General features: G+C 58.4%; 23 protein-coding genes. 11 read left to right on the forward strand and 12 right to left on the reverse strand.

The window, feature by feature from the left end; all coding sequences use genetic code 11:
• Positions 1–424 precede the first annotated feature (424 nt).
• From ACN2TU_RS13400 to ACN2TU_RS13430, 7 genes are all read left to right on the forward strand, one after another.
• On the forward strand, positions 425–1,066 hold the full coding sequence (locus tag ACN2TU_RS13400; protein ID WP_435155950.1) for an Era-like GTP-binding protein: 642 nt from the start codon (positions 425–427) through the stop codon (positions 1,064–1,066).
• A gap of 4 nt (positions 1,067–1,070) precedes the next feature.
• Positions 1,071–1,457, forward strand: a complete 387-nt coding sequence (locus tag ACN2TU_RS13405) for a DUF2073 domain-containing protein (protein WP_435155951.1) — start codon at positions 1,071–1,073, stop codon at positions 1,455–1,457.
• Positions 1,457–2,275: a Zn-ribbon domain-containing protein gene (locus tag ACN2TU_RS13410; protein ID WP_435155952.1), complete on the forward strand. Its 819-nt coding sequence runs from the start codon at positions 1,457–1,459 to the stop codon at positions 2,273–2,275. Before ACN2TU_RS13405 ends, ACN2TU_RS13410 begins: the two co-directional genes overlap by 1 nt.
• Before the next feature lie 80 nt (positions 2,276–2,355).
• On the forward strand, positions 2,356–2,802 hold the full coding sequence (locus tag ACN2TU_RS13415) for a hypothetical protein (RefSeq protein WP_435155954.1): 447 nt from the start codon (positions 2,356–2,358) through the stop codon (positions 2,800–2,802).
• A gap of 103 nt (positions 2,803–2,905) precedes the next feature.
• Positions 2,906–4,384, forward strand: a complete 1,479-nt coding sequence (locus tag ACN2TU_RS13420) for an MATE family efflux transporter (RefSeq protein ID WP_435155956.1) — start codon at positions 2,906–2,908, stop codon at positions 4,382–4,384.
• Between the two features lie 131 nt (positions 4,385–4,515).
• Positions 4,516–4,608, forward strand: a complete 93-nt coding sequence (locus ACN2TU_RS13425; protein ID WP_435155957.1) for a hypothetical protein — start codon at positions 4,516–4,518, stop codon at positions 4,606–4,608.
• Positions 4,609–4,613: 5 nt separating this feature from the next.
• On the forward strand, positions 4,614–5,390 hold the full coding sequence (locus tag ACN2TU_RS13430; protein WP_435155959.1) for a DUF7089 family protein: 777 nt from the start codon (positions 4,614–4,616) through the stop codon (positions 5,388–5,390).
• Positions 5,391–5,446: 56 nt separating this feature from the next.
• Here the strand turns inward: ACN2TU_RS13430 and ACN2TU_RS13435 are convergent, their stop codons facing one another.
• The gene (locus ACN2TU_RS13435) at positions 5,447–7,159 is read right to left on the reverse strand and encodes an ammonium transporter (protein WP_435155961.1); all 1,713 of its coding nucleotides are present in this window, start codon (positions 7,157–7,159) and stop codon (positions 5,447–5,449) included.
• 405 nt (positions 7,160–7,564) lie between these two features.
• The gene (gene hemB, locus ACN2TU_RS13440; RefSeq protein WP_435155963.1) at positions 7,565–8,548 is read right to left on the reverse strand and encodes a porphobilinogen synthase; all 984 of its coding nucleotides are present in this window, start codon (positions 8,546–8,548) and stop codon (positions 7,565–7,567) included.
• Between the two features lie 89 nt (positions 8,549–8,637).
• Between hemB and ACN2TU_RS13445 the strand changes: the two genes are divergently transcribed.
• Entirely contained in the window at positions 8,638–9,357 is a 720-nt protein-coding gene (locus ACN2TU_RS13445; protein ID WP_435155965.1) for a DedA family protein, read from the forward strand.
• A gap of 292 nt (positions 9,358–9,649) precedes the next feature.
• On the opposite strand, the gene ACN2TU_RS13450 is transcribed toward ACN2TU_RS13445, so the two are convergent.
• From ACN2TU_RS13450 to ACN2TU_RS13460, 3 genes are read right to left on the reverse strand one after another with little or no spacing between them, the layout of a single operon-like run.
• Positions 9,650–12,328 carry a TRAP transporter permease gene (locus ACN2TU_RS13450; RefSeq protein WP_435155967.1) on the reverse strand — a complete coding sequence of 893 codons (2,679 nt, stop codon included), beginning with the start codon at positions 12,326–12,328 and terminating at the stop codon, positions 9,650–9,652.
• Complete coding sequence (locus ACN2TU_RS13455; protein WP_435156193.1) at positions 12,325–12,765, reverse strand: DUF1850 domain-containing protein; 441 nt, start codon at positions 12,763–12,765, stop codon at positions 12,325–12,327. The genes ACN2TU_RS13450 and ACN2TU_RS13455 overlap by 4 nt, the downstream gene beginning before the upstream one ends.
• A gap of 52 nt (positions 12,766–12,817) precedes the next feature.
• Entirely contained in the window at positions 12,818–13,846 is a 1,029-nt protein-coding gene (locus ACN2TU_RS13460; RefSeq protein ID WP_435155969.1) for a TAXI family TRAP transporter solute-binding subunit, read from the reverse strand.
• A gap of 160 nt (positions 13,847–14,006) precedes the next feature.
• Here ACN2TU_RS13460 and ACN2TU_RS13465 point away from each other — a divergent pair, with 160 nt between their 5' ends.
• Entirely contained in the window at positions 14,007–16,046 is a 2,040-nt protein-coding gene (locus ACN2TU_RS13465) for a S9 family peptidase (RefSeq protein WP_435155971.1), read from the forward strand.
• Between the two features lie 231 nt (positions 16,047–16,277).
• Here ACN2TU_RS13465 and ACN2TU_RS13470 read toward each other — a convergent pair whose 3' ends face one another.
• The 3 genes from ACN2TU_RS13470 to ACN2TU_RS13480 form a co-directional block, all read right to left on the reverse strand.
• Entirely contained in the window at positions 16,278–16,490 is a 213-nt protein-coding gene (locus tag ACN2TU_RS13470) for a hypothetical protein (protein WP_435155972.1), read from the reverse strand.
• 343 nt (positions 16,491–16,833) lie between these two features.
• A complete protein-coding gene (locus tag ACN2TU_RS13475) occupies positions 16,834–17,049 on the reverse strand; it encodes a DUF7569 family protein (RefSeq protein WP_435155974.1) in 216 nt (71 codons plus the stop codon).
• A 67-nt stretch (positions 17,050–17,116) separates the two neighbouring features.
• Entirely contained in the window at positions 17,117–17,869 is a 753-nt protein-coding gene (locus ACN2TU_RS13480) for a S24/S26 family peptidase (RefSeq protein WP_435155975.1), read from the reverse strand.
• Between the two features lie 83 nt (positions 17,870–17,952).
• Here ACN2TU_RS13480 and ACN2TU_RS13485 point away from each other — a divergent pair, with 83 nt between their 5' ends.
• Complete coding sequence (locus ACN2TU_RS13485) at positions 17,953–19,464, forward strand: DNA-directed DNA polymerase II small subunit (protein ID WP_435155976.1); 1,512 nt, start codon at positions 17,953–17,955, stop codon at positions 19,462–19,464.
• 191 nt (positions 19,465–19,655) lie between these two features.
• Here ACN2TU_RS13485 and ACN2TU_RS13490 read toward each other — a convergent pair whose 3' ends face one another.
• Positions 19,656–20,120, reverse strand: coding sequence for a LolA family protein (locus tag ACN2TU_RS13490; RefSeq protein WP_435155977.1), 465 nt, complete (start codon positions 20,118–20,120; stop codon positions 19,656–19,658).
• 370 nt (positions 20,121–20,490) lie between these two features.
• Positions 20,491–21,915 (reverse strand): dihydrolipoyl dehydrogenase, encoded by a 1,425-nt coding sequence (lpdA, locus tag ACN2TU_RS13495; RefSeq protein ID WP_435155978.1) that lies wholly within the window; start codon positions 21,913–21,915, stop codon positions 20,491–20,493.
• Positions 21,916–22,058: 143 nt separating this feature from the next.
• Here lpdA and ACN2TU_RS13500 point away from each other — a divergent pair, with 143 nt between their 5' ends.
• Positions 22,059–22,301, forward strand: a complete 243-nt coding sequence (locus tag ACN2TU_RS13500; protein ID WP_435155980.1) for a hypothetical protein — start codon at positions 22,059–22,061, stop codon at positions 22,299–22,301.
• A 183-nt stretch (positions 22,302–22,484) separates the two neighbouring features.
• Here ACN2TU_RS13500 and ACN2TU_RS13505 read toward each other — a convergent pair whose 3' ends face one another.
• Both ACN2TU_RS13505 and ACN2TU_RS13510 read right to left on the reverse strand, forming a co-directional pair.
• On the reverse strand, positions 22,485–23,981 hold the full coding sequence (locus ACN2TU_RS13505) for a dihydrolipoamide acetyltransferase family protein (RefSeq protein ID WP_435155981.1): 1,497 nt from the start codon (positions 23,979–23,981) through the stop codon (positions 22,485–22,487).
• A 1-nt stretch (position 23,982) separates the two neighbouring features.
• Positions 23,983–24,978, reverse strand: a complete 996-nt coding sequence (locus ACN2TU_RS13510) for an alpha-ketoacid dehydrogenase subunit beta (RefSeq protein WP_435155982.1) — start codon at positions 24,976–24,978, stop codon at positions 23,983–23,985.

Consider the following 24,978-nt stretch of genomic DNA (forward strand, 5'->3'; position numbering starts at 1 on the left):
CATCGTCTCGCCCGTTCCTACTATTTCCGCACAAATTACTCCCGTTTCTGCTTCCGCGCCCCCGTCAACCCCTCCATTTCGAGTGGAACACACGGGCGACATTTGTGTACGGATTTCTGCCACCTTTTCGTGATTTTTTGTCTATCGGTGCTTCCGAATCTGTTTCTTCTCTTCCTTCTTTTCCGCTTTCTTCCCTCTCTTTTCGGCTTCTCTCCGTCCACTTCTCCCTTCTGTTCCTTCTCTCCCCTCTTCCGATTGAATTCTTCTGCAAACAGACGAGGATATTGTGTCAAGAGTTGTCTGACGTAGGTTTAAGTGAGTGGCGTAAAGTTGTACGCGCAACAGCCCCGCATGTCCGGTTAAACCGCCCGATAGCGGATATCTCTGGTGTGACTGCCGACAGCGGGGTCTGGGAGTAAAAAGGATGGGATTGTTTACAGGTCTCAAGCAAAGTATCAGTCGTGTTACAGATAAGCTCTTCACGTCCGAAGAGCCGAAGCGAATCGGTATCTACGGCCCACCGAACGCCGGTAAGACGACACTCGCCAATCGAATCGCCCGTGATTGGACTGGTGACGCCGTCGGTCCCGAAAGCCATGTTCCACACGAAACACGACGCGCACGAAGGAAAGAAAACGTCGAAATTGAGCGAGACGGGAGAACCGTCACCATTGACATCGTGGACACACCCGGTGTGACGACGAAAGTCGATTACGAAGAGTTCCTCGACCACGACATGGAAAAGGATGATGCAGTCCGTCGCTCCCGCGAAGCGACCGAAGGTGTCGCAGAAGCGATGCACTGGCTTCGGGAGGACGTAGACGGCGTCATCTACGTCCTCGACAGTTCGACCGACCCGTTCACGCAGGTGAACACGATGCTCATCGGCATCATCGAGAGTCAAGACCTTCCCGTTCTGATTCTCGCCAATAAAACCGACCTCGAAGATTCGAGCGTCCAGCGTATTAGAAACGCCTACCCACAGCACGAGACGATTCCACTCTCGGCACTGGAAGGGGAGAATATGGACGAAGTGTACACAAAAATCGCGGAGTACTTCGGGTGATTCCATGCCGGAAGTGAAAAAATCGGACGACGGCGTCCAAATCGACCTCATCGGTGGTGAACGGATGTCTGGGAAGACCAGCATGGAAAAGATTCGGATGATCCTCGACAGCGTTCACGAGGGGAACATCGTCATCTTAGAGGAGGGTCTTGCTCCCGACGAGGAGAGCAAGCTCATCGAAGTGACGATGGCCGAAATCAGCCCCGACGAGTTCAGCGGCATCGAAATCGAGACGTATCCGCGCTCGAAGACCTCCGACAGTGGGTTTCTCGGTCGCCTGATGGGTCGTGAATCCACCAGTTCGAAACTCACGGTCATCGGCCCTGCGAACCAGATTGAGACGCTCCACAAGGACGAAAACCTCATCAGCGCACTCATCTCCCGTAAATAATGCCACACACGTGTACGAACTGTGGGCGCACGTTTGCCGACGGGTCGAAAGAGATGCTTTCGGGGTGTCCCGACTGTGGTGGAAACAAGTTCCAGTTCCAACCATCCGGGTCGGCTCCAGACGAAACCACGGCCTCCGGGTCGGCAGATACGGCTCCGGACGCAACGAGTTCGGGTGCCGATACCACGTCGAGTTCCAGCGCGGTCGGTCGTGCAGCCTCAACCGTGAGAGGATGGGTCGGCTCGCGTGACCCCACGTCGGACAATCAGGTTGACCGTACGCGGGAAAATCAGGTTGATCAAACGAAGAGCGACAAGGCCACCGCCTCGCGTGGCCAGCGACCGAACTCCGGACAGAACCGACAAGCAAATCGAACACGAACGTCGGCAGACGAATCGGCAGCTAATTCATCTGCTTCGACAACCGATTCGTCTCCCGCGACAACTGCTGGCGGCGCCACGACGAAGTCACCCTCCGAGGTGGATGCTGATACCGAACCGGCTGCTATCCAGCCCGGTGAAGACCGCGCACAGGCGAGCGCGCGGTCGGAAGTCGTCCCCGAAGACGAACTTCCCGAAAAACCGACACAGGAAGGATCGGGGCCGGCCGAATCACCGAACGAGAATCAACCGAGCCTCGACGAACTCCGAGAGGAACTCAACAGCCAGTTCGAGAGCATCAAAGTGGTCGAACCGGGGCAGTACGAACTCAACCTGATGGAATTGTACGAGCGCGACGAGTACATCATCGCGCTCAAGGAGAACGGTCGGTACGTCATCCAAGTTCCTGATTCGTGGTCCGGGTCACCCGATAGCTGAAATCGTTCGTCCTGCCGGTATTCAAACGGCGCGCGATAGCAGGGAGGCGACCTTTACCTCGGGATGGCTGATGCAGTAGTATGAATTCGGCCGAGCAACTCGCTCAAAACTTGCTTGCGGAGTCGAAGGCGTACGGATACACACTGACGATTTGGGGTGGTGGTGCGATACTGATGAATCAGTACGGGTCGCCCCGCATTCTCGAAATCTTCCTCTACGTCGTCGGTGCGCTGTTTGCATTCGCGGTACTCGCGAGTGTCGCCTTCGATGACCTGTTCGACGACCTCGGATCGGATCACGACGGGAGACTCATCGTTGCGTCTATGGTTCACGTCGCCGCGACGTTCGGGAACCTGTTGCTGAGTTACGTCATCCTGACCGTCCTCAATCCCGGCTTTCCAGCGATCTGGGCATTCCTCGTTATCGGATTCGAGGGAACGTTTACGTACAACGTGCTACTCCTCTTGGAGGACGGATTCGCTCGTTTCGTCACCGACCGGATCGACAGAGCTGGCGTGGGGTCATGATTTCCACTCGAAACCATGCCCTCCCGGTCGAACCTGCCACGTTCGATGAGAGCGGTTTCCGCATCGCCAAGACCCTTTAGTGCGGAGTGCGAACGACGGTTAAATGTTCAGTAACGCCAGACAACGGATTCAGCAGGTTCTGTTGCTTTTTCCTGCCGCCCTCGCTCGTCTTGGTTTACTCGACCGAAAGAAGGGCGAAGAGGCGTTCGACCTCGCCATTCCGGTAATGGTCACCGGTGGGATGCGCACGTTGCTTCGCGTTGCGGACTTCTTCATGGTAAGTGTCGCCCTCGATGAGGATGCAGTTGCCGCGCTGGAGTTCGGTTTTCAGTATTTTTTCATCCCGTTCGGTCTCTCGTTGGCGCTCACGAGCGGCACCATCAGTATCGTCTCGCGGTTCAAGGGTGCGGATAATGACAAAAAAGCGGATTTCGCCATCAAGCAATCGTTGTGGCTCGCCCTCCTCATCGCCGTTCCGACGACGGTTTTCACGTGGTTCTATGCGAAACCAATGATCGGCGTCCTCACCGATAACTCTCGCGTAATCAAACTCGGTGCCATCTATCTCAAAATCATCATGCTCTCCGTCTCGTTTCGGTTTTGGAGCATGATTGCGGCCCGTGCGCTTGCGGGAAGCGGCGACACAAGAACGCCGATGTACATTCGTTTGCTCACGCTTCCGACCAACATCATCCTTAACGCGGTGCTCATCTTCGGTTTCGGCCCCTTCGCGTCGATGGGCGTCGCTGGTGCGGCGTGGGGAACTGCCGTGGCGAACACCCTCGCAGCAGTGCTGTTTACCGGCGTTCTGCTTTCAGGACGCTACTCGGTTCGTCTCCGTCTCGGTGGCAGACAGTGGGACACCGACATCGCCCGCGAAATCGTTCGCGTCGGACTTCCGCTTGCGGGAACCCGACTCTCGCGGACGCTCGGTCGGTTTCCATTCCTGTTCGTACTCGGGACACTCGGCACTGGCGTCGTCGCCGCCTACGCTATCGGTCGGCGCGTGATGCTTCTCGCGCTGATGCCCGCGTGGGGATACTCGACAGCCTCCAGTACGCTCGTCGGGCAGAGTATCGGCGCTGGCAACGACGACGAAGCGAACGAATACGGCTGGCAGACCCTCCGAATCGCGTTGGCGACCCAACTGCTCCTCGCGGCCATTCTCATCGCGGCGGCCCGCCCCATCGCTCGCGGGTTTGGCACGAACAACCTCGATTTGACCGTCGAGTTCGTTCGCGTGTTCGGCCTCGGCGTTGCGGCGTTCAGCGTTTCGCGAACGATGCGTGGCTGTCTTCGCGGTGCGGGGGATACGAAGTGGCCACTGTACGGAACGTTCGCGGGCACCTATCTCTACAAACTTCCCGTGGCGTTCCTCGCTGTTCCGGTGGGAGTCGTCCTTTTCTCGCTCGGAACCTGGTCGTTTTCACCCGGAATCGGACTCGGTCTGCTCGGAGTCTACGCCGCAATTCTCGGCGACATGTACTTTCGGGCGGGCGTCAACACGTTTCGGTTTTGGACTGGCGAGTGGAAACGAATCGCCCGCGAATCCAGCGTGGGAACCGGGACACGGGCCGATTAGCCGAAATTCTCGTAGCATACGAACCAAGTAACTGACTGCTATTCTTGCATGTAAACCGATTCTGGAGTGGAAACGAAGGGGTTCTGCACCGACTCGGCAGATTTTAAGCGTTCGAGTGGAAACGGTCGGGTATGAGCACCCCGACGAAAATCGTCATTGGCACCGTTGGATTGACGGCCTTGGCCGCAGTTGCGGTCATCTTCAACCTCTGGCTCGCGGCCTGAGTTCGATGTTCAGCAAACGAACGCTCCCCGAGGACGTAGCGGCAGTTCGGGACGAACACGCACCCGACGCGCTCGTCCTCGACTGTGGACGGGATTTCGAGACGCTCCCGGTTCCGGCGCGGGACGACCTCGCGCTCCTGACGGACGAACTCCGTCCGTTTTCCGCGTCCGACGAGTGGCTACCAGACGACGCGCCTGAACTCCTGCGGCGATTCGCCGGAACCGACCTCGTGGTCGGGATGCCGGGCGACGGAAGCGTGGCGTGGACACATCAAACGTCACCACCCGTCGTCTTCGTCAAGGCACGAGTGGAGGGGTCACCGGAGGAATTCATCGATTTCCTGCTCGCGGAGGCGCTGGTCGAAGTCGGACTCGACCTCCCGGAGCATTTCCTGGAATTTTTCGAGGGACGCTATCGGGAGCTCGCCGATGTGGTTCCACTCGACCCGGGAAGCACGTACCAACTCGCCGTCGCACTGACGGACGCTTACAACGGCCTGCACACTCGCGATGTGTTTGCGAAGTGGCGCGAACCCGCTCCCCGCCTGTTCGAAGCGTGGCAGGATGCAGGCGAGCGAATCGAACCCCGACTCGGAGGCGTGATGGGTGAAGTCGCTCGTGGACGAACCGACTTCACGGACGCCGCGGAACTCGCGTGTAGCGCCATCAAACACGGTATCGAACCGCCAGCACCGTTTTCGGCGCTCGATACGGAGGCGTATCGCCACCACGGTGTCGATTATGCCATCAAATGGGCAGAAAAGACGTTGAATACTGAGTAGTTGGGGCAAAGGTTGCGAAAGGAGAGTTAGGAACCGAATCTATTGGTTCCCTTCCTTCAGACCGCCTCCGTTCCTGTTTTCCCTGTTCGAACCTGACAGGCGTTCTCGATGGGTACGACGAATATCTTCCCGTCTCCGGGTTCGCCCGTGTTTGCGGCACCGCGAATCGCCTCGATGACATCCTCGGCGGGGATGTCTGCAACGACACATTCGACTTTCACTTTCTGATGTAAGTCCACGACGTACTCTTCACCGCGCCACTGGCCGAGTTTCGCTGGTTGACTCCCCCGACCACTGACGTTCGTCACGGTCAGACTCGGCGCGCCGATGTCGGCTAGGGCGCGCTTCACGTTGGTCAACCTGTCGGGGCGGACGATTGCAGTGACGAGTTTTATTTCGCCACCGTTGGGTGGAGTACCACCGTCGGCACGCAGGTGCTCCGCAGGCATCTCTCCGGACTCGCCGATTCCGAACTCGGGGTAGGTTTCGACGCCGTGTTCAGCCACGTCAAGTCCTTCGCGCTCGTGTGCGGGCGTGACGCGAGCCTGTCCGAGTGCGCGGGCGATGCCGAACACCGAACCGGTCGCAACGACGGTCCAGAGACCGATGAGCAGAACGCCTGCCGTCTGAACTGCCAGCCCCGAGAGTACGGCGCCAAGACTGAACCCTTGCCACGTTCCGACCGCGACGAACGGGTAGGCCAGCGTTCCCAGAATTCCTGCGGAGCCGTGAACCGGGAACACCGCGCACACGTCGTCGATGTTGAGGCGTTTTTCGACGAACTCGAAGACGAAGGGGAGTTGTGCGCCTGCCAGCAGGCCGACCACGAGCGCACCGGGCCAGACGATATCGTCGGCGATTCCCGTGACTCCCACGAGTCCGGCGAGCAGTCCGTTCGCAACGTAGAGGGTGTCAACCTTGCCGGTACGAAGCAACGAAACGGCGCCTGCACCGAGCGCACCCGTCGCCATCCCGAGCGTCGTGATGAGCGCGACTCGACCGACCGTCGCGAACGCGGCCAACGAAATCGTTCCATCATCGACCGCGAACACCGTGGCCGCGGTTCCGACGTTGAATCCGTACCAACCGAACGCGAGGATGAGCGTCCCGAGGACAGCGAAAGTCACGGAGTGACCGGGTATGACGTTCGCGCTTCCGTCGTCGTCGAAGCGACCGAGACGCGGTCCGACGACCCATGCCGCGGTCAGTCCGGCGAGACCGCCCATCCCGTGAACGACCATCCCACCCGCGAAATCGTGAAAGCCAATCGTCGCGAGAATGCCGCCAGCCCACGTAAATCCGACGACGACCGGGTAGATAACCGCCGCCAGCAGGACAGTGTAGGTCACGTAGGTGCGGAGTTTACACCGCCCCGCGACGGCCCCGCTCACGATGGTTGCGGCGGTCATTGCGAACACCGCACCGAACAGCCACCCTACCCAGTCGTTCACGCCACTGGGTTCGAGAATGGCCGCAAACTCGCCACCGACCGACCACATCCCGGGCGCACCGGTGAGATAGCCGACGATGCTCGATAGTGCGGCACCCACGAGGAAAAAAGCGAGAACGCCAACGCTCCACGTGAGTAGGTTCTTCGTCAACTGGTTGGCGACGTTTTTCGAACGCACCTGTCCGGCCTCCAGCATGGCGAATCCGGCGTGCATGAAGAAGATGAGGAACGTCGCGACGAGCACCCACAGCAGGTTGACGCCCTCGGCGAGCACTTCGAGGTCACTTGCACCCTGTGCAAGGATGGTCAAGTCATTCATTCGTCATCCCCTTTTCTCGTGATGAGCACGATATCATCTGGACGACTGTCCACGAATAGCGAATATTCTGAATTGCTTGTTTGCTTCGTCACGGTATAACGAGACAGGGTTGTTGTATATAAGGTTGATTGTTGAAAAGTACAATTTTAACGAACCTTCGTTGGTCAAACGACCAGTTTATTATCGAATACAAGCTGTTTAAGGTTGTAATACGGTCAAAAAGTGGTCGTTCAGGGACTCATTTCTGGACAGTCGTCCACCAAAAAATCAGACGGTGTCGAACGAAGTATCTTTGTACCCACGACTTGGTGCGCACGAGAACCACTCGCAAAACGGCGTGTATCGACAGTTTCCACCGAGAATCGAATTTTCACCCGAACTGATTACGACTGCCGACCAACTTGCTCACGCGAGTTGGTCGGCGATATCTTCCGCGAAATAGGTCAAAATGAGGTCCGCGCCGGCACGTTTGATGGACAGGAGGGATTCGAGTGCGGTTTCCTGCAAGTTGAGCCACCCCCTCTCGTTTGCTGCGTGGATCATCGCGTACTCGCCGGAAACGTTGTAGGCGGCGACGGGGTGGTCGAACTCCTCGCGGATGTCGCGGACGATGTCGAGGTACGGCAGTGCCGGTTTCACCATCAACACGTCCGCACCTTGTTCCACGTCGAGTTCGACTTCGCGCATGGCTTCGCGCGAATTGGCCGGGTCCATCTGATAATGCCGCCGGTTTCCGAATGACGGTGCGCCGTCGGCCGCGTCGCGAAATGGGCCGTAGAACGCTGATTCGTATTTCGCGGCGTAACTCATGATGGGCACGTTGGTGTAGCCCACGTCGTCCAGTGCCTTTCGAATCGCGCCGACCATTCCATCCATCATCCCGCTGGGTGCGACCATTTCGGCTCCAGCCGCCGCGTGCGAGACGGCGGTTTTTTGGAGCAAGTCGAGCGTTTCGTCGTTTTTCACGGTGAGTCGCGGATCGTCCGCGGCCGCGTTTTCCAGCACACCACAGTGACCATGGTCGGTGTACTCACAGAGACAAACATCGGTGATGACCGTGGCGTCCGTCTCGCTCGTGATCCAGCGAGTCGCTTCCTGGACGACGCCGTCATCCGCCCATGCCCGACTGCCGTGTTCGTCCTTCGATTCGGGAATGCCGAACAGCATCACGGCTTCGACACCGGTTTCGAGCACTTCCTCGACGCGGCTCACGCTCTCCTCGATTGGAACTCGCTCGTGTCCCGGCATGGTTTCTATTTCGACCCGTTCGTCGGTCGTCGCGTCGACGAAAACGGGCGCAATGAGGTCGCTCGCCGCTACGTTCGTCTCGCTGACTAGTTCGCGGAGACCGTCCCGACGGAGACGACGCGGGCGTTCGATAGGGTTCATACCGGTGCTATCGGCGGAGCACCCAAAACCGCGTCGCTCCGGACGCGGGTCAAAACGCATTTAGTACATCACGTCAATAGCCGTAGCAGATGCAAATCGCCTCGCTCGTCGCAGCCGAGACGACTCCCCTCGTTGGCCTGTTCGCCCTCTCGATATTCGGTTTGGCACTCCTCTCATTCGGTTCCGGTTCAAACTCACTTCGGCAGTTCCTCGCCGATTACGGCGTCATCCTGCTTGTTGCCGGTGTCGCTATCGCCGCCATCGTCGGCATTTACCTGTTTCTCACCGGTGACGAAGAACTCGCGAAACAGTGGCTCGACCAGTACGGACTACTGGCGCTCTTCCTCATCCTCATTCTGGAGGGGGCGATGTTGCTGTATTTCGCGCCGAGCGAGAGTCTCGTTCCGTTTTCCGTGACCGCCCTCGCGTCACCCGACGACATTCAGGCTATTGCCGTCATCATCCTCGTCGCCGTCGTCGGCGCGACGATTGGCCAGTACGCGCTGTTCTCGCTGGCGAAACGCGGCGGTCGGGAGTATCTGCTCGAAAAGCCGTGGTTCCGCATTAGCGAGGACTCGCTCGACCGATTCGATGGCTGGTTCCAACGCTGGGGTCGCATCGTCGTTCCGGTGAGTAACGCACTGTTGTTCACCCGTGGAATGCTCACCGTTCCCGCCGGGTTCGCGGAAATGCGTGACTGGGAGTTCATCGTTCTCTCGGCGATCGGAACGCTGATTTTCCAGTCGTGGCTCGCCGCGTTCGCGATTTTCACCATCGAGCTCGGCCTCCTCGATTTCCTCCCGTTCTGAATTTCTACCTGTCGTCTGATACCATTTCAACTTCTCATTGACATTTTAACCCCGGTCGGAAACTCCCCGATGGAATCCGACTTTCGTTGGAACTGACGTGGTTTTACCATAGCGATAGACCTAACCCTCCTGAAAACGTACCTTCGAATGCGCCCGTGTGCCGTTTGTCGCGTGCCATGCTATGAACGCCGCGCGGGCGCATTTCCTTTCGAAATCGTGTTTCTCAGATAGCAGATGGTATGTCGAAAAGCGAGACGGTCTATGGTAACACCGGATTGAATCTCACTCAGTATCAGGCTACTTCGGTTCGACTGCGCTCTTCGGCGGCCTGTCGGTCGGCACGGCGTCGATTTTTGAGTGCCAGCACGCCGAAGGCGACCGCTCCGATAGCCCGGAGTACGAGGTCGAACGACCCCGGTTCGAACGTCGGCAGGCCGACCAGTCCGAGGAGACCCGTCACGGTGTTGAACAGCAGAAGCGGTGCCATGAGCAGGAGCGCGGCCAGCGCGAACCACGCACGGTCTCCCCTGCTCACGTCGGCGTAGAGATAGCCGATGACGGTCGCACCGAGCGCCACGACGCCGACGAACACTCCTGCGACCGGAATCAGCACGTCAGGAACGAAGTAGCCGAGATTGGTTACGTCGTTCAATCCGATGACGTGAACCTCCTGTCCGGTGCCGACACCACGTAGAAGCAGAATTCCGGGCGTCAGCACGAACGCGAACGGGACGATGGCCTTGTTCAGCGACAGAGAAAACGCCTCTACCCCCGTTTGGAACTGATCGGATTTTGCGATTCCCGAGGCGGCGTAGGCTGCGACCGCCACCGGCGGCGTGATGTCCGCAATGACGCCGAAATAGAGGATGAACAGGTGAGCCGACAGAATCGGAATCCCGAATCCCGCGATGGCATCTCCGAGCATCGAAACGAGGATGATGTAGGTCACCGTCGTCGGCATCCCCATTCCGAGAATGATGGACGAAATCGCTGTAAGAACCAAGAGAACGACGATAGAGCCGCCGCTCACCTCTCGAATGAGTTGCGTTAGGTTTGGCCCGAGTCCGCTGACGCTGATAACGCCGGGGATGATGCCCGCCGCGGCGACCGCGATGACGACCGCGGTTGCGGTTCGTGCGCCCGAATCCATCGATGTGAACACGAACCCGCCGTACTGGAATCCACGATTGTCCGCGAGTTTCGGTCGCCGAAGCATCTTCGCCCCTTTCACCACCGCGCTATCGACCTGTCCGTCGAAATCGAGTAGTGGTGCGTCAGCATGTGGGCGAAGCAGTAGCGTGAGTAGACTCACCGCGAGGGTTAGCCACCCGAGTTGTCCTGCTACCGCGTTCAATGCAGCGATAGGCGTCATTCCGGTTCCGCCGCCACCAGTGAGTAGGGAGACGATACCGACGCCAGCGCTCGCGAACGAAGCGAACTGGATGGCGGACACCCCCACAATCGCTCCGATGAGCGGCACTCTCGAACGTCGGTTGTACGCCGTGACGAATGCGATGAGTGCGCCGATGGCGATGAGCGTGTACCACGCCGCCCGCTCGATGGAGAGGCGTTCGATGATGAGGTAGTAGAGAAGCAGGACGAGCGGGACGAGATAGAACCACCCGCGAAGGAGGTGCGGCCGAACGCTGACGATTTCCGAATCGGCCAACCCGCCGATGTTCTCCTTCGATGCTTCGAGATGCACCATCACCCAGACGCCGAAGAAGAAGACGATTGCCGGAATCGCCGCCGCCATTATCACGTCACGGAAGGGCGTCAGCGTGTACTCGACGATGAGGAACGCCGCCGCTCCCATGACCGGCGGGAGAATCTGTCCGCCGGAGGATGCTGACGCTTCGACGGCCCCCGCGAACTCGGAACGATAGCCGGAACGTTTCATCAGCGGAATCGTAAAGGCTCCCGTCGTCACCGTATTCGCAATCGACGACCCGCTGATGGTGCCCATGAATCCTGAAGCGAGAATCGAGGCTTTGGCAGGGCCGCCCTTCCTGCGTCCCGTCGCGGCATACGCGAGTTCGATGAACCACTGGCCCGCGCCACTCATCTCCAAGAACGCACCGAAGAGGATGAAGATGAAGATGAACCGAACGCTCACCGTGACGGGAATACCGAAAACGCCGTTTTCGGTGTTGTACCAGAGGTTCTGGACGATGGAACTCCAGTCGAGGGGCGGGATCGAGAGAACGCCGACGATTGGCGCGTCGATTGGAATCAGATACCCCCATCGCGCGTAAACGATGAACGATGCGACGATAACCATCAGGTACAGGCCGAGTGCTCGGCGCGTCGCGTCGAGCACGAGCAGAACGCCGAGTGCCCCGAGGATGAACGCATAGGACACCTCGTTCAACGGAATACCGACGGCTGAAAGGAAATCGAAGACCGGCGAGAGAAACGGATACACCTCCGAAATCGTGCGCCCGAACCCGAGTCCGAGCGCTCGCATCCGTCGAATCTCGTCGAAATCGGTGAGCATGTACCAAACGGACAACAGTGCCACCCCAATCATCAGAAAATCGACCGGCGTTACCCGGTTTCTGTCCGAATCCACCATCGCCCAGCGAACCCCTCTACGCAGAGTTTCGGTGCCTCGTGTCAACGGGCTATAGTCACCGAATCGTTCCCGCACTGCGGGAACGATTCGACCGAGACGACGCGAGAGAAATCCCCGTCCGGTCGTCGTCGGAAACATGAAAAAGGACAACAGCAGAGCGAACGTAACATGAACCGCGTTCACCTGCAGTAGTTGAAGTGCACCCAGCGAAATCTGACCGATTGCCGGAAGCGTTACCTCAAAAATGAATCCGCGGGCCGCGAGCCACATCTGGAACGCGGAAAAGGTGATTGCGATGGCCGAGGTGACGAGTGCAACCGTGCCCCGAAGATGTCGCCTGTGTTCGAGTTCCTCGACCAGTGCTTCCTGTTCTTGCTCGCTGAGTGTGTCGCTCATTCTGGACACCGTTTGACGACGAACAGTTCGACCGATTCGCCACCTGAAAGCTCCACCAAGTCGTATCGTTCGTCCCCGACTCGTAATTCGTGGTTCGCAACGTCACCGGGTGCGACGTAAATCCGCTCGTAACGCCCTGGTGGGTCGAAGACGAACCAACCGTTTTCCGTCGTAACGTTCGCCCGTGCTGGAAGTCCGGCCCCATAGGATTGGAACCGCATTTCGGTCATTTCCAACTCGCTCCCGTCGACGGCGTACACGTCGTGAACCGGCGTCTTCTCGACGCTGTGCGTGTACGCAAGCGTCACTTCCGTGCCGTCTTCGACCGGCGAGACGAGTATCGGTTCGCCCGTGTCGGCGTCGGCGACGACGAGAACTCGCTCACTTCGTTCGCTCGGGCCGCGATTCGTGTCCTGTACTCCTGACCCCGCCCCCACCGGAATCGTGAGCAGGAGGATGGCACACAGGACGAGCGACAGTCGCGCAGTATTATGAACTGTTGTTCCCACCGGAGTCATTGCCTCCTGACCCGTTCCCGCCGGTTTGATTGCCACCTCCTCCCTGTGTCGTGGCCGGGCCGAAAATCTCTCTCGCAGCAGGATGTAGCGGAATGGACATTCCATCGAGTGCACTCTCCCGGTTGATGAACTGCTGTTTCAGGCTCAACTGGCCAGTGTTGTTGAAGATGGATTCCGTCACGCCCCTGACAGCGGCGTTCGGTTGGTCTTGCGTCGTCGCAATCATCGCCTGCACCGCGATGGTCTGGACGGGTTCGTTCTGGCCGGTGTAGGTTTCCGGCGGAATCGTATCGTCCGCGAACCATTCGGCCTGTTGTTTGATGTTCTGGCGTGCCTGTCCAGAAATCTGCACGAAGGCGATGTTGTTTGTCGTCGCCAACTCCTCGATTGCACCGACGGGCCACCCGCCAACGACGAACGCGGCGTCGATGTCGCCGTTTCGCAGCTGGTCTGCCGCCTGCGAGAAACCGGTGTTCTGTTCCGTGAAGTCGTTCTGTTGGATACCGACCGATTCCAGAATTTGCAGCGCGTTCACTTGCGTCCCGCTGCCGAGGTCACCCGTGTTGATCGTGGCTCCTTGGAGGTCTTGCAACGTCGAGATATTGCTCCCTTGGAGCGTCACGATGTGGATCGTCTCCGGGTACAGGGTTGCCACGCCTCGAAGGTTCCGAATTTGTGTTCCTTCGAACTCGCTGATGCCAGTTCCGTTGTACGCGAAGAAGGCGACGTCGTTCTGAATGAGCGCGAAATCGGCGTTTCCTTGTGCGAGTCCACCGACATTTTCGACGCTTGCACCCGTTGACTGCACCTGTACCGTGTAGTCGGTGTTGTTCTCGATAATCGTCTTGAACTGGTTCGAGAGCGGGAAATACGTCCCGCCGGTTCCACCCGCGAACCATGTTAATCGCTGTTGCTGTGCCAGTGCGGTTCCGGAAAGACCGAGAAGCCCCACAGCTCCCGCGGTTTTCACGAAGTCGCGTCGGTTGAGTTCCCCCACCATGTTTCTGACCTCTTCCTGAGAGTTCATATAGCCAATCGACGCTTCGCAACGGAAATCCTCCGATATCGGGCGGTAACGATGATTATCTGTGGGAAATGGTCTCTTACCGAAGGTATTTCGAATCGAAAGTATATTTTGCTCGCGTTTCGAGAACTGGTGTATGGAAACGATACATGCCAACGAATATCATGATCTCGTCAAAGTGAGTGACCCGCAGGTTGCCCCGGACGGCGAGCGCGTCGCGTTCGTTCGTTCCGTTCCGAAGGACGACGAGGAGTACGAATCGACGGTGTACATCGTTCCCCTCGGTGGCGGCGAACCGAGGCAGTTCACCATTAGCAAAGGTTCGGACAGTAGCCCACGATGGAGTCCCAGTGGCGACCGGCTCGCGTTCGTGAGCACCCGTGGTGCGGACGACGACCGGCCACAGTTGTGGGTGCTTCCGACGGCGGGTGGTGAGGCTCGCCAGGTTACGGACGTGGCAGGTGGTGTCTCGCAAATCGCGTGGTCGCCCGACGGCACACGAATCGCATTCGTCCAAGAGAGCACTGAGGACGACCGCGAAGAAGAGCGCGACATTTCGCTCGACGGTGAGGAGTACGAACCCGAAACGCCGGACCCTCGCGTTATCGACCGGAAAGTCTACCGGGCGGGCCAGCGCTACTTCGACGGCAAGCGAAGCCACGTCTATCTCGCGACCCTCGAAGACGATTCCGTTGCCCGACTTACCGACGGCGACTTCGACTTTTCAGGACCGGAGTGGGGCGACGAGACGACGCTTTACTACGGTGTCAAACGCGAAGGTGACCCGGACGACAACATCATCGTGGATATCGCCGCCTACGACACCGACTCCGGCGAGGAGGAAACGCTCTTCCAAACCAGCGGGTGGGGTGCATCGATGTCCGCGACTGAAGACGGACGCATCGCCTACGTCTACAGTCCCGAGGAGCGGGCAACACTCCGCCAGACCGAAATCAAACTGTTCGACCCGGCGACTGAAGGGATGGTGACACTCACCGCCTCGCTCGACAGAACGATTTCGAACCCACCGCAATGGGACGCGAACGAAGAGCGTGTTTACTTCGGGACGCCGGACGAGGGTGATTACACCATCTGGCGGGTTCTCGGTGACGCCAGTGATGACCCACAACAGGTCATGTCCGACGGACACGTCACGGATTTCTCGGTCGGTTCCGACGCCATCGCCTACGCGAAATCCGAGTGGGACCATTCCGGCGACGTGTTCGTCTCGACGCCCGGCGGGGCCGAAACCCGGCGACTCACTCGCACCAACGCCGAGTACTTGGATGCCAGGGCGGTCGGCCAACCGGAGGAACTGTGGTTCGAATCCGACGACGGCACCGAAATTCAGGGTTGGGTGCTGACGCCGCCGGACTTCGATGCTGACGACCAGTATCCACTCGTCGTCGAAATCCACGGCGGACCACATGCGATGTGGTCTACTGCCGGAACCATGTGGCACGAGTTCCAGACGCTCGCCGCAGAGGGTTACGTCGTCTTCTGGTGCAACCCGCGCGGTTCGACCGGGTACGGTGAAGAACACATGGCGGCAATCGGTGGTGGCTGGGGAACCGTCGATTACGAGGACGTGATGGCTGGTACCGACCGCATGGTGGAACGCGACTACGTCGACGAAGACAACGCGTTCGTCACCGGTGGTAGTTACGGTGGCTACCTCACGTCATGGATCGTCGGCCACACCGACCGTTTCAAAGGCGCGGTCACGCAACGCGGCGTGTACGAACTCAACAGCTTTTACGGTTCGACCGACGCGTTCAAACTCATCGAGTGGGACTTCGATACGACACCGTGGGAGGAACCGGAGTTCCTCTGGGAACGGTCGCCCATGGCCTACACGCAAGATGTGACGACGCCGACGCTCGTCATCCACAGCGACGACGATTTTCGCGTCCCCGTGAACAACGCCGAAATGCTCTACTTACTTCTCAAGAAAAACGACGTGGAGACGCGCCTCGTGCGGTACCCGCGCGAGGGCCACGAACTATCCCGAAGCGGCGAACCCGGCCACGTCGTCGACCGACTGGAGCGCATTGTCCGCTGGTTCGATGGCTACTCGGACTACCACGACGTACCGAAAGCGCTGGAGCGTGGCGATGACGGACTCTCCGCGGCGGAAGACGAGAAGACGGACGGCGAGAACGACGGAGACGAATAGAGACATCTGTTGTCGTGGGGAGGTATGTTTCGTCCGGGATTCGAATTTCTGAAACTCCGCCGTAGTCGTGTGGTTTTTGACTGGAAACGAAGGGGTTGCGTTGTGCTCTCATGCCTTCTGTGAGATAATTCGAACGGGGATTTAATCGATCGAACGGATATCCACGGAACGATTCTATCGTGGTCGAAGTAGTCGATACGTAGGGTTGCTACCTCAGCGTTCGGTCGTCGTTCATTCGTCTTTGAATTCTGCTCCGAAGGCTACGCCAATCGCCACCCCCAACCCACTCCCTATCGAAATGCCCATCGCAATTCCAATTCCGATACCGATGCTATCTATCGCAGCACCGAGAGCGGTTCCGAGCCCAACTCCGAGCGTCATCCCCACTACGATCCACGTCACCAGCGAATCGACACCAAAACCCTCTCCAGCGTCAGTACCCATAGCAGTCCGATAGTGTCTATATGTGTTATCTATTCGCATTGTATTTTTAGTTGCGTCTGTCACACCTGTCACGAGCTACGGATTTCAACGGAACTGGTGTGATTCGTTTTTAGTGCACTGCTTCGCTCTCGCCGTTCCATCGGTTCGCGGTATCGTTTTGTTGATTTTATCGGTATATTCGGCCGTTTTGAGGTAGCTGACCACCTCGACAGTAAGGACATCTTCCCGTCGATAGCCGCACTGGTATCGAGCCCTCAATACCATTCTGTGGTCGATTTCACTAGCGCGTCGAATTATCCACACCTCGGTGTTTCCACTCGATTTCGACTCGAAAGAAGGGGGTTCAATCCACGATGATTTCGGAACCTTCGTTCTCGGATTCGTGCGTCGGTTGCATCTCGTTTTCGTAGCGGTCTATCCAGTCGGCGAAACACTCCGGGCAGAGCCGTTGACTGTCGATTTGCGAGCGGTCAACCGTCAATCGAACTGTTCGAGCGAGTGCGTCTTGTAGCGGTTCTTGGCAATCGTCGCACAGTTCTGGCTCGTCTTCGTCACTCATGCGCGGTCAATGTAACGCCGAATATATAAAACTCGTTAGGAAGCACGCGCACGGGCGGATGCCCGATTCACGCGGGTGGTGCGTATTGCGTTTCGTTGGTCGGTAGTTGCGATGGCTGATACTGTACATCCACCGGGGTACCTGCCTGGGAGAAGAACAGGCGGACGTGGCCAAGCCATGGGATTTTCACTTCGGCCGTGCCGCGAATCCACTCCGGTTTGACGGGTTCGCTGATTCGGACGACTTGGTCGTATGCACCGTTGTTGTCGCCTTTCGTGATGAACCCTGCGTGCGGGGCGGGACAGTTCGGCAGTTCGTCGCAGTTGTCCGCTCCACCGAGATATGCGGGATTCGCTTTGCCGTACCAGTTCTCACCCTCATCGACCCAGAATCGCGCACGATGGATAATCGGCGTTTCGTAGGTGCTTCCGTCCGGCCGGTAGATTATCACGTCGCCGGGCTGATTGAAGCTTTTGTAGCCGGTCTTCGCTCCCTGCTGGTACGTGACGATACCCGTCCCGTCCTGGGCAGCACTCGGTACGAAGCGACTTTCGTCCATGATGAAGATGAGGTCGCCACGCTCCATCTGTGGCTCCATGCTTCCACTTTCGACGGCGACCATGGGCGGCCACACACCGCTGACGGCAAAGAGCACGAGCCCGATTGCGACGACGACAGCAGCGCTCTCCAACATCTCTCGGACGAACACGACCGTCCCGTTGTCGGTGTGTCGAAACCAACGAAGCCACGAGACAAGCCCTGAACCATCCGGACCGGTGTCCCGTACGTCGTCTGACGACGACTCGTCTGGGGGACTCATTACGGTTCTCTAAACTTCCCCGGGTTGTCAACCTTCTGGGTTAGTTCGCTACGTTTTTTGCTCGCCCGCGTGTTTGCCGAGATGTGCCATTAGAAACCCCGGCTCGAATCGTCAGAGAACTCACGAGCCGAGGGTACAACGCCGACCGGGAAGCCGTGACGCTTCTCGCAAACGCGGAGGATCCCGATAGTGCGCTCGACCGTGCAGTCGAATCAGCCCCCGAACACGCACTGAAACTCTCCGTCGAACACGTCAGGGACGTTCTCGACACTACTCCGACTGGCAATCAAAACCCCTCTGTTTCGACTGGAGCTGAAACGATGAAATCATCAACAACAACGGTGACTACTCCAGTTGAAACTGAGGGGTCTGTGTCACGGAACGAAGCCCGTCAATCGGTCGATATCGAGGGCGACGTAACCGGACAGAGCACCGGAACCGGCGAGTACAAGGATTTCGTCACGGTGTTCCGCGACCGCTTCCAGCAACTCTCGGGCCAACTCCGTGGACGGGTGAACGCCCGTCCGACGAACGCAGTTGCCAGCATGCCCGGCGGAAGCGACGCCGCTATTGTCGGCATGATTAGCGACATTCGCTCGACCGCGAGCGGGCATTGGCTCGTCGAACTCGAAGACACGAACGGAACGTTCCCGTGTCTCATCATGAAGGACAAGGAGTTCGCTAGTCTCGTGAACGAGCTGTTGTTGGATGAGACGATTGCGGTCGAAGGGACGCTTTCGAGCGACGCCGGTATCCTGTTCGTCGACTCGCTTCATTTTCCGGACGTGCCGCGAACCTACAAACCATCGACCGCCGACCGCCATGTACAGGCCGCGCTCATCAGCGACGTTCACGTCGGCAGTCAGGAGTTCATGGCGGAAGCGTGGTCGCGGTTCACCAGTTGGCTTCACACCGAGGAAGCGGAACACATCGAATATCTCCTCATCGCTGGAGACATGGTCGAGGGAGTCGGTATCTACCCAAATCAGGACGAGGAACTCGATATCATCGACATCTTCGAACAGTACGAGAAATTTTCGGAGTATCTGAAAGAGGTTCCGGGAGACATGGAAATCGTCATGATTCCTGGCAACCACGACGCGGTTCGACTCGCAGAACCACAACCCGGATTCGATGAGGAACTCCGCGATATCATGGACGTTCACGACGCTCGAATCACAGGCAACCCATCGATGGTGACGATAGAGGGTGTTTCTGTGCTGATGTACCACGGCGTTTCGCTGGACGAGGTCATCGCGGAGATGCCCGAGGAGAAAGCGAGCTACGAGGAACCGCACAAGGCGATGTACCAACTCCTCAAGAAACGCCACGTCGCACCCCAGTACGGCGGACACACCCGGGTTGCGCCCGAGGAGAAAGATTACCTCGTCATCGACGAAGTGCCCGACATCTTCCACACCGGTCACGTCCACAAACTCGGTTTCGGGAAGTACCACAACGTCCTCGCGATGAACTCCGGCTGTTGGCAATCTCAGACGGATTTCCAGAAAAGCGTAAACATCAATCCCGACTCCGGGTTCGCCCCAATCGTCGATTTGGACACGCTGGACGTCACGGTTCGGAAGTTTACTTGAGTCGAAACCTCGTTCTCTCCTCCCTATTTTCCAGTCGAAACGAGGGGGGTTGTTTTCTATCTAATATGGTAAAACTCTAATGAAGTTGTGAGTTCATCTGTTTGAATGACTGTTGTTCCCCGAAGAGGGTACTGCACGCGCTCTTCTCAACCCTGTCGAGAATAGCGAACAACTCGGTCAAGACCACATCGTCAAGATTCGACTCGTTCTGCGTCTTCCGGCAGTTCCAGTTGAAACATGCTGTCTTCGATGCCGGTATCGAACGCTATTTCCTCGAACGTCTTCGTCTGGACGTACTTTTCGTCTCGCAGGTCTTCGTCCGTATCGGTTCGTAATAGTCCCTCGTTTCGGAGTTGGTGGCTCGCCTCCTCTCTAAGTGGAAACCAGTATGTGCCGTCCACCCACATGGTAACATAGTCGAGTTGTCGGATGAACGAATCAGCTTCCTCTGTCGGTCGAAACGTGAGAACGTGCGTCTCGCGGCCCGCTACGGTATCCGTCCCGTCATAGCTCACGTCGAAGTCCGTTGTCGGAGAGGAACCGATGAGGGTTGGCCTCGTATGCCCACCGGTCTCCGCTGACGGTTCGTATTCGTACTCGTAGTACTGGTTCGATTCGGCATCGTACACCAGTAGTCCATGCTCGTTTTGTACCATCACACCTTTTCCACCATCCAATTTTCCCATCGGAGCATTCACGACTTCGAGCCCGAAATCGAATTCACGCACGGTCTCAGTGGAGAGTACTTCCGAACGAATGTTAGTAGGAAGTCGTTCCCAGATTTCGAGTCGTGTCTCTTTGCGTCCGCCGCCGTACTTTTCGGTCTTGTGCTGTATTCCGTGAAGTTCGTTGGGCAGATTGTCCGTCCTCAGTAGTCGCTCGACGATCTCGCTTGTTGGAGGGGGTATCACCGTTCGCGGGCATGAATAGTAATTAATTCTACAATAGCATCAATCCACACGGAAGCGGGAAAACTGCTCGAATAGGGCGTTCAGTGCGTTAAAAGGTATCGTGGTGAAACTCGGTTCAGCGGTTCAACGTGTGAATCGCATGTCCGAGCGCATTCTCGGCACACTCCATCACGGCCTCCGAGAGCGTCGGGTGGGTGTGAATCGTCGCGGCGAGGTCTTCGAGGGTCGCGCCCATTTCGATGGCGAGTCCCAACTCAGCAATCAGTTCGGACGCTTCCGGCCCAACAATCTGTGCACCGAGGACGAAGCCGCTCGGTTCGTCGGCGACGATTCGGATGAAGCCTTCGGCGTGGCCCGTAGTCAGTGCGCGTCCGCTGGCTTGGAACGGGAACTTGCCGACGACCGGTTCGAAGCCCTGTGATTCGGCCTCTTCCTCCGTCAGCCCAACAGTGCCGATTTCGGGGTCGGTGAACACTGCGGCGGGCATCGCCTGATAGTCGAGGGCGGATGGTTCGCTCGCGATGACTTCCGCGGCGACTTGTCCCTCCTTGCTCGCTTTGTGTGCGAGCATCGGTTCGCCAGCCACGTCACCGATGGCGAAGATGTGTTCCTGTTCGGTACGGGCGCGGTCGTCCGTTTGAATGAACCCTTTCTCGTCGGTTTCGATGCCCGCGTTTTCGAGTTCGAGCGTGTCGGAGACTGGTTGGCGACCGACCGCCACGAGCGCCTTCTCGGCACCGAATTCGGAAACTTCGCCGTCTTCGTCCTCGGTTCTGACGGTGATGCCTCGACCTGACTCTTCCCATTCCTTCGCGGCCTGTCCGAAGTGGAAGTCGATTCCCAACTCGTCGGCTTTCTTCTTGACCGGCCGCGCGAGGTCGTCCTCATAGCCTGGAAGCACCGAATCGAGCATCTCGACGACGGTTACGTCGGAGCCGAGTTTGGCGAAGACACCCGCCAGTTCCATGCCGATGTAGCCCGCGCCGACGATGACAATGCTCTCGGGCACGTCGTCCAGTGCGAGCGCTTGCCGCGAACTGAGTACGTGTTCGCCGTCGAACTCGAAGCCGGGAATCTCGATTGGTCGGCTTCCGGTTGAAATGATGGCGTTTTCGAACTCGACCGTCTCCGAACCTTGTCCTTCGCCGCCGTGAACGACGCGAACCGATTTGTCGTCCGCGAACTCGGCGCGGCCTTCCATCAGCGAGACGCCATTCGCCTTACAGAGCTTTTCGACGCCGCCGGTCAACTGAGAGACGACGCCGTCTTTCCAATCGACCATCTCGCCGAAGTTCACGTCGAGTTTCGTGTAGATCCCCATCTCCTCGGCGTTGCTCGCGTCGTAGGCCAAATCGGAGGCCGTAATCATCGCCTTCGACGGGATGCACCCGTAGTTCAGGCAGGTTCCACCGTAGGCGTCCTTTTCGACGAGCGTTACGTCGAGTCCCAGCTGGCCGGCGCGGATGGCGGCGACGTAGCCACCCGGTCCTGCGCCGATAACCAGCACGTCCGTTCCTGTCGAGATATCTCCGACGACCATTACCTGGATGGATGAGCTACCGGGTAAAAAATCAGGTGGATTACGAACCGGCAACTGGACACATGTTGGCAACCACCAAGATTTAGTACGCGGTTTGCTCTCAGGGACGAAATCCTTTTGTTTCGATTACAACAATCGAAACCATGAACCGTTCTCTCCGCTACACTCTCGCCATCATCGTCGGTGCTGCCGTGACGGGTACTGTCGCTTTCTTCGAACCACCCACCGATAAATCGCTCATCCTTCTCGTTGGCATCGCGCAGGTGTACGTTATTGGCACAGCAATTGCACTTCGTTACGAGTCGATTCTCCGAAGCACCGACGGAAAAAATGGGCGAACGGCGTGTTCGCTGGCGTTTCAACCTTCGGCAGTCTCAGTTTCCTGAACGGTGTCAGTCCGACACCGAACTTTACCGTGGCCGTGCTCGGTTACGGCCTTGCCGCATTCGGTTTCGTTGCTGGTGTCGCGTTCGAACACGGGCGGAAACCCGAGTCGTCGTAGCAGCTGGGTAACCGCTTCGCTCTCTCCACGAGAAAAACGTAAAACCAGTTCCTGCGACGGTTTTCGACTACTCCAATAGAAGCAGTCGCGGGTTGTGCAGGTATTCGAGCAGTTGGTTGGCGAACGACGCCACGACCGCACCATCGATGATGCGGTGGTCGATGGACATCGAAATCGGAAGCGTGTAGCGTGCTTCGACCTCGTCGTCTACGACAACGGGACGCTTTTTGAGTTCGCCGAGTCCGAGGATACCGACCTCGGGGTGGTTGATAATCGGCGTCGCGTACTCGCCGCCGATAGCACCGAAGTTCGTGATGGTGAACGTGCCACCCTGCATCTCGCCGCGGGTGATGGTGCGGTCGCGGGCCTTTTCGACCAGTTCGTTCATCTCCGAGGAAATCTGGAGCATGTCCTTCTTGTCCACGTCCTTCAGGACGGGAACCATCAGGCCGTCGTCGGTCGCCACTGCGATACCGATGTTGTAGTAGTTCTTGACGACGATCTCCTCGTTCTCCTCGTCCAGCGCGCTGTTGAGGTACGGATGATCCTTGAGTGCCGCCACGATGGCCTTCAGCACGAACGGCATGTAGGTCAGCTTGATGCCGCGTTCCTCGGCGATTTCCTTGAGTTCGGCGCGCGTCTCCACCAGTTCCGTCACGTCGATGGAATCGTGGTGAGTGACGTGCGGCGCGGTGAACTTCGACTTCTGCATCTGCTTGCCGATGGTTCGCCGAATGCCACGGTACGGAATCCGCTCTTCGCGTGGGCCGGTCTCGCCTGTCGCGACAGCGGCCGCGTCTGCGGCCTGTGCTTGCTGTTGTGCCTCGGCGTATTCCTGCACGGCTTCCGGCGTGACGAACGCCTGCCCATCGCGTTCCTCCGTGGCCGGGACGGCATTCAGGTTCACACCCTGCTCGTCGGCGAGTCGCCGAGTTGCAGGGGCGGCCAGCGTCCGGTCGCGGTCAGCAGGTTCAACCGTGTCCGGTCGCGGTCCGACGGTGCTTGTGCCACCGTTTTCGGGTTGGATTTCGAGGTCGTTGTCGGATTCGACCTCTTCTGCTTCCTGTTCGATCTCGTCTGTTGTGCTTTCCGCCGCCGTGCGAACGTCGTGTTCCGTCACGCGTCCGCTCGGCCCTGTGCCGTCGACGGTAGCGATGTCAACGCCGAGTTCACGCGCGAGTCGCCGAGCGCTCGGGGCCGCGAAGACGCGTCCTTCCGGCGTTTCGGTTTCCTCCGAAACTTCCGGCTCCTCCGCGACCTCCTCTTGCGATTCGGTCGGCTCTTCGGATTCGGCGCTCTCGGTTGCCGATTCCTCGTCGTCCTCACCTTCCACGTTGAACGTGATTATGACGTTGCCAACGGGAACAACTTCGCCTTCTTCTGCGCGGAGTTCGCGGACGCTCCCGTTGACGGGCGATGGAATCTCCACGATTGCTTTGTCCGTCTCGACTTCCGCGACGGGTTGGTCTTCGCTAACCGCGTCGCCTTCTTCGACGAGCCAACTGACGAGTTCACCTTCGGCGACACCTTCGCCGACGTCCGGGAGTTTGAATTCGCGTACCATGTTAGAAGTTCACCGCGTCGCGAATGCCTTCCTTGATGCGGGCCGGTTCAGGCAGGTAGTAGTCTTCGAGGCTGTACAGCGGGAACGGTGTATCGAAGCCGGTGATTCGCTCGACCGGGGCTTCCTGGTACAGGAGCGCCTCTTCCTGAATCGTCGCCGCAATTTCTCCGGCCAGACCGCCCGTCTTCGGGGCTTCGTGGACGACTGCTGCGCGTCCGGTCTTTTTGAACGATTCGATGATGGTGTCTTCGTCGAGCGGTGACACCGTTCTGAGATCAACGACTTCCACGTCGATTTCGCCTTCGAGTTCCTCGGCGGCTTCCATCGTCGGTCGGGTCATTGCGCCCCATGTAAACACCGAGATGTCAGTCCCCTCACGGCGGACTGCGGCCTCACCGAGTGGCACCTCGTAGGATTCCGTCGGCACTTCGCCGCGGAACGCGCGGTAGATGAGTTTCGGTTCGAGGAAGATGACCGGGTCGGGGTCACGGATTGCCGACGTGAGCAGGCCTTTCGTATCGTAAGGCGTGCTCGGCATGACGACTTTGAGACCGGGCTGATGGGTGTAGAACGCTTCCATCGACTCGGAGTGGTGTTCCGGTGCACGGATTCCGCCACCGTATGGTGCACGGACGACCATCGGACACGTAAACCGTCCGCGCGAGCGCGTGCGGATTCGGGCGGCGTGCGAGACAATTTGGTCGAAGGCCGGGTACATGAAGCCGGAGAACTGCATCTCCGGAACGGGTTTCAGACCGTAGGCGGCCATACCGATAGCCGTACCGACGATACCGGATTCCGCTAGCGGTGTGTCGATGACGCGGTCGTCGCCGAACTCCTCGTATAGGCCTTCGGTCGCGCGGAACACGCCGCCGTTTTTGCCGACGTCTTCGCCCATGACGATGACGTCGTCGTCTTGTTTCATTTCAGTGTACAGTCCGTCGCGGACCGACTGGACGAGCGTAAGGTTTTCCGATTCACTAGTTGCCTGACTCAT

It is taken from the genome of Haladaptatus marinus (assembly GCF_051194195.1).

Excerpts from the sequence above, each read along its gene's own strand:
- ACN2TU_RS13415 (WP_435155954.1), top strand. The coding sequence starts at position 2,356 with ATGAATTCGGCCGAGCAACTCGCTCAAAACTTGCTTGCGGAGTCGAAG.
- ACN2TU_RS13500 (WP_435155980.1), top strand. The coding sequence starts at position 22,059 with ATGAACCGTTCTCTCCGCTACACTCTCGCCATCATCGTCGGTGCTGCC.
- ACN2TU_RS13505 (WP_435155981.1), bottom strand. The coding sequence starts at position 23,981 with ATGGTACGCGAATTCAAACTCCCGGACGTCGGCGAAGGTGTCGCCGAA.
- ACN2TU_RS13450 (WP_435155967.1), bottom strand. The coding sequence starts at position 12,328 with ATGAGCGACACACTCAGCGAGCAAGAACAGGAAGCACTGGTCGAGGAA.
- ACN2TU_RS13465 (WP_435155971.1), top strand. The coding sequence starts at position 14,007 with ATGGAAACGATACATGCCAACGAATATCATGATCTCGTCAAAGTGAGT.
- ACN2TU_RS13445 (WP_435155965.1), top strand. The coding sequence starts at position 8,638 with ATGCAAATCGCCTCGCTCGTCGCAGCCGAGACGACTCCCCTCGTTGGC.
- ACN2TU_RS13480 (WP_435155975.1), bottom strand. The coding sequence starts at position 17,869 with ATGAGTCCCCCAGACGAGTCGTCGTCAGACGACGTACGGGACACCGGT.
- ACN2TU_RS13425 (WP_435155957.1), top strand. The coding sequence starts at position 4,516 with ATGAGCACCCCGACGAAAATCGTCATTGGCACCGTTGGATTGACGGCC.
- ACN2TU_RS13510 (WP_435155982.1), bottom strand. The coding sequence starts at position 24,978 with ATGAGTCAGGCAACTAGTGAATCGGAAAACCTTACGCTCGTCCAGTCG.
- ACN2TU_RS13400 (WP_435155950.1), top strand. The coding sequence starts at position 425 with ATGGGATTGTTTACAGGTCTCAAGCAAAGTATCAGTCGTGTTACAGAT.
- ACN2TU_RS13490 (WP_435155977.1), bottom strand. The coding sequence starts at position 20,120 with ATGGTACAAAACGAGCATGGACTACTGGTGTACGATGCCGAATCGAAC.
- ACN2TU_RS13475 (WP_435155974.1), bottom strand. The coding sequence starts at position 17,049 with ATGAGTGACGAAGACGAGCCAGAACTGTGCGACGATTGCCAAGAACCG.
- ACN2TU_RS13420 (WP_435155956.1), top strand. The coding sequence starts at position 2,906 with ATGTTCAGTAACGCCAGACAACGGATTCAGCAGGTTCTGTTGCTTTTT.
- ACN2TU_RS13460 (WP_435155969.1), bottom strand. The coding sequence starts at position 13,846 with ATGGTGGGGGAACTCAACCGACGCGACTTCGTGAAAACCGCGGGAGCT.
- ACN2TU_RS13430 (WP_435155959.1), top strand. The coding sequence starts at position 4,614 with ATGTTCAGCAAACGAACGCTCCCCGAGGACGTAGCGGCAGTTCGGGAC.
- ACN2TU_RS13410 (WP_435155952.1), top strand. The coding sequence starts at position 1,457 with ATGCCACACACGTGTACGAACTGTGGGCGCACGTTTGCCGACGGGTCG.
- lpdA (WP_435155978.1), bottom strand. The coding sequence starts at position 21,915 with ATGGTCGTCGGAGATATCTCGACAGGAACGGACGTGCTGGTTATCGGC.
- ACN2TU_RS13405 (WP_435155951.1), top strand. The coding sequence starts at position 1,071 with ATGCCGGAAGTGAAAAAATCGGACGACGGCGTCCAAATCGACCTCATC.
- ACN2TU_RS13435 (WP_435155961.1), bottom strand. The coding sequence starts at position 7,159 with ATGAATGACTTGACCATCCTTGCACAGGGTGCAAGTGACCTCGAAGTG.
- ACN2TU_RS13470 (WP_435155972.1), bottom strand. The coding sequence starts at position 16,490 with ATGGGTACTGACGCTGGAGAGGGTTTTGGTGTCGATTCGCTGGTGACG.
- hemB (WP_435155963.1), bottom strand. The coding sequence starts at position 8,548 with ATGAACCCTATCGAACGCCCGCGTCGTCTCCGTCGGGACGGTCTCCGC.